The organism is Streptomyces sp. NPDC127092 (genome assembly GCF_042722475.1).
Lineage (GTDB): Bacteria > Actinomycetota > Actinomycetes > Streptomycetales > Streptomycetaceae > Streptomyces.
The window spans coordinates 1-1,441 of sequence record NZ_JBHXFE010000222.1; the positions used below are offsets into that span (position 1 = coordinate 1).

At 72.8% G+C, this 1,441-nt stretch carries 3 pseudogenes; 2 read left to right on the plus strand and 1 reads right to left on the minus strand.

The features are described from left to right. Positions 1-341, plus strand: a pseudogene (locus ACFWJO_RS39095) (hypothetical protein); the annotation flags it as partial. A 30-nt stretch (positions 342-371) separates the two neighbouring features. Here the strand turns inward: ACFWJO_RS39095 and ACFWJO_RS39100 are convergent. Beyond that, positions 372-935, minus strand: a pseudogene (locus ACFWJO_RS39100) (ATP-binding cassette domain-containing protein); the annotation flags it as partial. 185 nt (positions 936-1,120) lie between these two features. Between ACFWJO_RS39100 and ACFWJO_RS39105 the strand changes: the two are divergent. Then, positions 1,121-1,441 (plus strand): annotated as a pseudogene (locus ACFWJO_RS39105) (hypothetical protein); the annotation flags it as partial.

The following is a 1,441-nucleotide window of genomic DNA, read 5'->3' on the forward strand; positions in this document are numbered from 1 at the left end:
CCGACACCGTGGGCGGGCCCGTGGCCGGGACGGCCTACGGGATCATGGTCACGGAGGACCCGGCGGTGGAGCCGATGCCGCAGAAGCTCGTCGAGCCCACCCTCGACGAGGGCCCGCACCTGTCCTACGCGATCCAGTGGTACCTGTTCGCGGCCATGGGCTTCGGGGTGTGGGGGTACTCCGCGTGGATGCGCGCCCGCAACGACCGGGCCGACGCCCTCGACGACGCCGCGGACGACGGGCTGCTCTCCGCGCACCGGGTCCCCCGCGCCAAGCCGGCCCGGCGGCGGCGCGACGGGCGGCTCACGGACGAGGAGGCCGAGGATGCGCTCTTCGACTGAGCCGGCCCTCCGCCTCGGCGGCCCGCGGACTCAGGCGAGGGTGATGAGGTCCCTGTAGTCGTCGTTCCAGAGGTCCTCGACCCCGTCCGGCAGCAGCACCACGCGCTCGGGGTCGAGCGCCTCGACGGCGCCCTCGTCGTGGGTCACGAGCACCACGGCGCCCTCGTACTGGCGCAGTGCGTGGAGGATCTCCTCACGGCTGGCGGGGTCGAGGTTGTTCGTGGGCTCGTCCAGCAGCAGCACGTTCGCACTCGAGGCCACGAGCGTGGCCAGCGCCAGGCGGGTCTTCTCGCCGCCGGAGAGGACGCGGGCGGGCTTGTCGACGTCGTCGCCCTGGAAGAGGAACGATCCGAGCAGCGTGCGCGCCTGGGTGTCGCCGAGCTGCGGGGCGGCGTGGCGCATGTTGTCCAGGACCGACGCGTCCTGGTCCAGGGTGTCGTGCTCCTGGGCGAAGTAACCCAGCTTGAGCCCGTGGCCCGCCTGCACCTCCCCGGTGTCCGGGGTCTCCTCCCCGGCGAGCATGCGCAGCAGCGTCGTCTTGCCGGCGCCGTTGCGCCCCACGAGGCCGACCTTGTCCCCCTTGTCCACGCGGAAGTTCACCTCGTCCATGAGGAGACGGGCGCCCACGCGCAGTTCGACATCGGTGACGGTCAGCATGGGGGTGTCAGACTCCAGGGGTCGAGGGAAGAACAGGGGTGCACCGGCGGGGTCCGGCCGATCTCGACGGGCGGGGGCCAGCGCGGTGCCGGGCCAGTCTAGTCCGTCTACACTCTGGCCCCATGAGCTTCAACGAGAACGTGCAGATCGACGCCGGCCGGGCCCGATCGGGCGGTGGCGGCGGGCTGGGGGGCCGGGGCATCGCCATCGGCGGTGGCGGCGGCCTGCTCGCGTTGCTGCTCGCGATCTTCGCCCCCGGGCTGGCCGAGCAGCTCGGGATCGACACGGGCGGCGGGTCCGTCGGCCAGAGTCAGTACCAGCAGCAGACGGGCTCGGGCGGCCAGAGCCAGCCCCTCTCGGACGAGGAGTGCGCCAGCGGTGCGGACGCCAACCAGAACACGGACTGCCGCGTCGTCGCGACCACCGAGGCCGCGGACGAGTTC